The sequence below is a fragment of the Sphingobacterium prati genome (genome assembly GCF_013167215.1).
Lineage (GTDB): Bacteria > Bacteroidota > Bacteroidia > Sphingobacteriales > Sphingobacteriaceae > Sphingobacterium > Sphingobacterium prati.
This window is the reverse complement of the sequence record NZ_JABJWY010000006.1, coordinates 167,562-171,520: the sequence shown is the minus strand read 5'-3', so window position 1 is coordinate 171,520 and position 3,959 is coordinate 167,562. Positions and strand designations below refer to the sequence as shown.

The 3,959-nt window shown below is 36.3% G+C and carries 5 protein-coding genes; 4 read left to right on the top strand and 1 reads right to left on the bottom strand.

The window, feature by feature from the left end:
* Window positions 1-912: 912 nt before the first annotated feature.
* The 4 genes from HPC41_RS00680 to HPC41_RS00665 all read left to right on the top strand — a co-directional run bounded on the left by HPC41_RS00680 (window position 913) and on the right by HPC41_RS00665 (window position 3,423).
* Window positions 913-1,401, top strand: a complete 489-nt coding sequence (locus HPC41_RS00680; RefSeq protein ID WP_172392081.1) for a YfbM family protein — start codon at window positions 913-915, stop codon at window positions 1,399-1,401.
* A gap of 86 nt (window positions 1,402-1,487) precedes the next feature.
* Window positions 1,488-2,030 carry a hypothetical protein gene (locus HPC41_RS00675; RefSeq protein ID WP_172392080.1) on the top strand — a complete coding sequence of 181 codons (543 nt, stop codon included), beginning with the start codon at window positions 1,488-1,490 and terminating at the stop codon, window positions 2,028-2,030.
* A 31-nt stretch (window positions 2,031-2,061) separates the two neighbouring features.
* Window positions 2,062-2,604, top strand: a complete 543-nt coding sequence (locus tag HPC41_RS00670; protein WP_172392079.1) for a hypothetical protein — start codon at window positions 2,062-2,064, stop codon at window positions 2,602-2,604.
* Between the two features lie 69 nt (window positions 2,605-2,673).
* Complete coding sequence (locus tag HPC41_RS00665; RefSeq protein WP_172392078.1) at window positions 2,674-3,423, top strand: carboxylesterase family protein; 750 nt, start codon at window positions 2,674-2,676, stop codon at window positions 3,421-3,423.
* 99 nt (window positions 3,424-3,522) lie between these two features.
* On the opposite strand, the gene HPC41_RS00660 is transcribed toward HPC41_RS00665, so the two are convergent.
* Window positions 3,523-3,909 carry a nuclear transport factor 2 family protein gene (locus tag HPC41_RS00660; protein ID WP_425501166.1) on the bottom strand — a complete coding sequence of 129 codons (387 nt, stop codon included), beginning with the start codon at window positions 3,907-3,909 and terminating at the stop codon, window positions 3,523-3,525.
* Window positions 3,910-3,959: the final 50 nt, after the last annotated feature.

Here is a 3,959-nt window from a genome sequence, read left to right as displayed (position 1 = left end):
CGCTAAGAGAAAGGGTCTGATGAGAATCAGGCCCTTTTGAGGTAAAAAAGCCACATCTCTCCTATTCTGCTTGACTTGAAGGATATAGGACAGCTTCTAGATTTTTGTAAGCGGTCATGTGCTTATTCTCTGACATTTTATTTAAATTGATTAATCTCCATTTCACTGAAGGAAGTTCCGAGACTAAAGCTGCGTCCAATCCTAAGAGTGCCCAATCAGGTGTCTTATTTTTGACAGAGAGTAAAAATTTACGTTCACACTCCCTCCGGCACTAATTTTAACACATCTTTCCTTCTCTGAGAATACATATTCATGTTTAAAACATTGACATTTATCGGCGAAAAACGCCGATAATTAAGAAATATATAAACAAACAAGTCTTTTCGACAAACAAGCATAATACCGTTACTCCTAAATTTAGACAAATGGGATATAAAAAACTTATATTGATATCATATCTGAATTGACTCGCCGTATTCGTCCGCTCTACCAAAAAGATAATTAGCGATCGATGCACTATTTTTGACATTATCTTCTGGTCGCACAAAAAGCTTAAATTGACTCATTTCGCAATTCCCTGTTTGATAATTTTGTTGTGGAACTTTGACGATATATTTAAATTCTTCTGAACAAGAAGCGTCATTTCTTGTATCAGTGGGGAAAGTAAGATATAAAGGTTTCATAGATGAGACCGCGCCCAAGATTTATGAGTCGTAGTTGAAGCAGAAAAAGTCGATGAATATTGACGCCCTTAACAAGAAATATAAAGATAATTGATTTTATCTTATTGTTTTACACGGAGTAGTTTGTTAACTTCATAGAAATATAAAATTCAATAAAGCCATATAAATAAGATATCAAAATACTTGGTATCAAAAAAAATAACACTTTAACCCTTAAATCACAATAACCATGGGGATGATCCAAAGCTATCTACGTGTAGATAATGAAACGCTTAATACTATTATCGAAGACAGTCGCCGCTTAGAAGACTTAGTATTTAAACAAGATAACACTAACAACGAAAATTTCCTTGACTTGGATAAAGCTTGGGAAGGAGTTTTTTTTATAATTACAGGACAAAGTTTTGCGGATGCAGCTCTGGAAGGAGGTCCACTTTTAGGTATACTTATGGGCCCTACAGAAATTGATTCCGATCAAGATATGGGCTACGGTCCTGCGACATATACTACAGCTGAGCAGACTAGAGATATTTATAATGCAATTAAAGATCTTACAAAAGAAGAACTTTCAGAAAACTATGAACCTGGTAGAATGACAGAAGAAGGCATCTACCCTGATATTTGGGAAGACGACAAAAATGCGCTGGAATATCTTCTAGATTATTTCGATGATCTCAAAAACTTTTATAAAAAGCGGCGGAGACGGGAGAGGTTGTAATAACCTTCTTGAGCTAAGCTAAATAGTGACCTTTTCTAGGAATGGAATATCCTGAACAAAACAAAGAGCAATTTCAACTAATCGTCATGAAACAAATAATATTTACAATACTTTTCTCGTTAATATACTCGCTAAATTACGGTCAGACACCAGTTCAAGAACCAAAGCCTTCCAAAGGAGTTCCTATTATGTTTGTTGATAGCATGCGGGTAAGCCAAGCAGATCTGCAAAAATATAAGCCTGATGATATAGCTACAGTTACTGTATATAAAGACAATATGAAATTTAAACATCTGGACAGTAATGCAATCGGAGCCATTTACATTGAAACGAAGCAGTTCAGCAGAACACGCTTCCTTAATTACTTCAAATCGAAATCCTCAGATTTCAAGAATCTATTGGCATCACAGCAAAGCGATAACAGCTTTCAATATATCCTTAATGGAAAAGTGCTGGATAAGGATTATGAGGGCAAGCTAACGGCTATTGACGACAAAAATTTTAAGTCCATAACAATTATCCGCAAAGATAAACTCGTAAAGAAATATGGCGATACTGATAAGACTTTTGGAATAATGATAGTGTCTGATGTTTCAGAGAATTCCTCTGATGGGAAAAAGAAACTTTAAAAGATATTCAATTTCGTAAAAACATATTGTTATGGTTGACTTAGAACGAAGGAAAAAGCTTGCTTACCATTTACGCCATTTAGTAATCGGGCTTATTAGCAACGATGAGTTTGAGGAGGAGATATTAGACAATGTATCTTTTGGTTATCTTCCTGAACATTATTATTCTTCAAAAGAAGCGAAATTTGACGATCCTATTATAAGACCAATGCTCGAATTAAGCTGGTGCTTATATAGCGACTTAGAAAATCATAAACATACGGGCAAACACCGACTTTCGGATAAAGAACTAAAAGACATTGCTCGGATTATTTTATTCCTGAATTCCGATTTTGAGTACGAGTGGCCCTACTTTGATCGTATAAATCTGCTAATACGGTTATCATTTAAAGACCTGTTATTTACTATCCTGAGCTTGGGACAACATTATAACGTGAAACTAATTGAACGAAAGAAACAGTATGAAGAATTTAACAATACAGGCGATCACGAGCTATGGCCATTTATAAGCAAAGAACAATATGAACAGCAATTGAGAAAGCAACCCTTTTTAGGGGGGAGGAAACCCGACTAATTTCAGCAAATAATACCCTTTGCTCGTACAAAAGAAAAGTATTCAGAATAAGATTCACATCTAATTACAATGACTATCCAATTAGCTATCAAAATTTTCAGTTCAAGGAACTATCCACTTGTCAGCATTCTTTTAATTATTTTTTTTAGCTTTTTTATCTCGCAATCTTTTTCGCAAGAAAAGCTAAAAGTCAATTATAAACACTTAACCTATCTCCCCAAAAATTATAATACAGATACATCTAAATATCCACTCGTTATTTATCTCCATGGTGGATCGCAAAAAGGAAATGACCTAGAAAAGCTAAAGATCTATGGTCTTCCCTATTTAGTAGATAAGGGAAAGGAATTCGACTTCATTATGGTAGCACCGCAATGTCCGGAAGGCAGATATTGGTCTACGGAAAATTGGTTTGATTCGCTATACAATGAAGCGGCCTCAAAATACCGCATTGATAAAAGTCGTGTATATGTAACCGGAATAAGTATGGGTGGTTACGGAACGTATATCACAGCATTGGATCACCCTGAAAAAATTGCAGCGATTGTGCCATTATGCGGTGGCATAAATGATAGTGACACCACTCGAATTTGTAGACTCAAAGATATTCCCATCTTGACCTTTCACGGAACCGCTGATGATGCAATATCTATCTACGAAACAGAACGAATTGAACGATCTCTAAAAAAGTGCAATGGCAATATCACTTTCCATCGACTCGAGGGTGAAGGGCATGGAATTCAATATCTCTATGAGACGAAACCTGAGATCTATGAATGGTTGTTGAGGCAGAGTAAGCTCAATACAGATAAACGCTAAGAGAAAGGGTCCGATTAACATATCAGGCCCTTTTGACGTAAAAAAGCCACATATCTCGATGTGGCTTTACAACATTTATATATTTATTTGAGATGGCTCTTATTTATATGAATTGATTGATGCAGAAACTTTCCATTCATTACCTTCGCGAACCAGAGTCACTAGGTCAGTCTTGGTAAAGTCTTCAAACTTCAAAGTCACCTTAGCAACCATATAATCGGCAGACTCTTCGATAATGTCAGTCTTAACTTTACAGTTTAGCCTCTCCCCTTTTTGTTTTTTCAAGGATTTGATTACCGCTTCACGGCTATGAGATTGAGCGTTGGAAGCTTGGATTTTTTGGCTGAAATCTGTCGCGAATAACTGCTCTACGCCTGCCGACTCTCCTTCGGTTGTTACCGCAACATAGTGGTCAAGGGCAAAGTCCGCTGTTGAAAGATTTACGTTTGCTTTTTCAGTTTTTGATACTGGCGTCTCAGCTGCCATAGCGAAAGTGGATACTGCGATTAAAGCTGCTGCTGCGAATGTTTTTACTA

Coding starts and splice junctions, on each gene's coding strand:
- HPC41_RS00680 (WP_172392081.1), top strand. CDS start 913: ATGGGGATGATCCAAAGCTATCTACGTGTAGATAATGAAACGCTTAAT.
- HPC41_RS00675 (WP_172392080.1), top strand. CDS start 1,488: ATGAAACAAATAATATTTACAATACTTTTCTCGTTAATATACTCGCTA.
- HPC41_RS00670 (WP_172392079.1), top strand. CDS start 2,062: ATGGTTGACTTAGAACGAAGGAAAAAGCTTGCTTACCATTTACGCCAT.
- HPC41_RS00665 (WP_172392078.1), top strand. CDS start 2,674: ATGACTATCCAATTAGCTATCAAAATTTTCAGTTCAAGGAACTATCCA.
- HPC41_RS00660 (WP_425501166.1), bottom strand. CDS start 3,909: ATGGCAGCTGAGACGCCAGTATCAAAAACTGAAAAAGCAAACGTAAAT.